This window comes from Pseudovibrio flavus (genome assembly GCF_009711345.1).
GTDB lineage: Bacteria > Pseudomonadota > Alphaproteobacteria > Rhizobiales > Stappiaceae > Pseudovibrio > Pseudovibrio flavus.
Genome location: NZ_SMMA01000019.1, coordinates 1 through 689, shown reverse-complemented (window position 1 = coordinate 689; position 689 = coordinate 1). Strand labels below are relative to the sequence as shown.

Here is a 689-nt window from a genome sequence, read left to right as displayed (position 1 = left end):
GGGGGTGGGGTGCAGCCCGCAACCGATCGGGAAGACTGGCCTGAGCAGGCCAATGAGAGTTCGGCTGCAACCAGTGGAACCCTTCGCGAGTATGAACGCGGCGCCCCTTCGAACAAAGCAAACACCGTCACAACGAAATCTCCATCTTAGCGGCGAGCGCGGCTCGATGATTAAAGTGGCATGGCGATACAGGTACGCATGTTTGGTTGGGTAGTTCTTACGATATCCATAAGAGAGGTTCGGCAATGCTTCCCGACCAGCGCGTGCCGACGTATCTTCGCCATTGTGTTTGTTTTTTCTCCGCTTCTGCTTGATCGCTGTAACCGTGTTGTGTCCCTTACGGGCAAAGGTTTGGCCCTTGCTGTTCGCCTTTTGCCACTTGCGCGGAAAGTAGAGGAGGCGTTTTTAGCCCCTTTATCAGAGCCGGAGCGGGTAGAATTCAGAAGTTTATTGGCGAAACTCGGCTCTGGCTCTACGTGATTTCCGAGGAATGCGCCTCTCCAGGCAGATGTTGGGAAAAGAAATCTGGAATCGGGTGTTTATTTTGAGCTGGTGCTAGCTTTTCCCCGCCCCCCCCTGTTGAAATTTGTGTTTTGTTAATAGTTTGGATTTTTGGCGGTTTTCTGCGGTTTTTGATGGTTTGGGTTGGTTTGTTGGTTTGTCGTTGGGTTAGGTTTTGGATGCGTATA

1 protein-coding gene is annotated in these 689 nt (G+C 51.7%); it reads right to left on the bottom strand.

Translation table 11 applies throughout. The features are described 5' to 3' along the window. Window positions 1-472: 472 nt before the first annotated feature. Window positions 473-689 (bottom strand): hypothetical protein (locus E1162_RS19340; protein ID WP_257098524.1); only part of this gene is annotated, 217 nt, incomplete at its 5' end.